The 427-nt window shown below is 57.8% G+C and carries 1 protein-coding gene; it reads right to left on the minus strand.

Features of this window, described 5'->3' with window-relative positions; genetic code table 11:
• The coding region (locus AB4Z23_RS28650) for a DEAD/DEAH box helicase family protein (protein WP_441361331.1) at nucleotides 1–427 on the minus strand (427 nt) is incomplete at both ends.

Genomic DNA, 427 nt, shown 5'->3' on the forward strand with positions numbered 1-427 from the left:
TGGTAGGTCATGTAGTTCTGGAGTACATCCAGAATGAAGCCCTCTTCGATGGCCTGACGCATGGAATAATGGTGGAAAGCGTGCGGCAACCCGCCCGCCCCTTTTGTGCCGAAGCGTTCAAGCGTCACATTGCGCGGCGTCGCCGTGAAGGCGAAAAAGCTGATATTCGCCTGGGGACCGCGTGCCTTCTGATAAGCAGCGATAATGTCCTCGATGTCGTCGCTGGAATCGGCTTCGCGAGTTAACGCATCGGTCATGGCTTGCGCGGTTGCGCCAGATTGGCTGCTATGAGCCTCATCCACGATGACGGCGAAGGTGCGGCCTGACTGGCCGGAAATCTCGCGCAGATGCTCGGTCGAGAACTTCTGAATAGTGGTGACGATGATGCGCGCACCGCTCGCTATGGCTTCCTTCAACTGGCGGGAAG

This window comes from Agrobacterium sp. MCAB5 (genome assembly GCF_052114365.1).
In the GTDB taxonomy this organism is placed as follows: domain Bacteria; phylum Pseudomonadota; class Alphaproteobacteria; order Rhizobiales; family Rhizobiaceae; genus Agrobacterium; species Agrobacterium tumefaciens.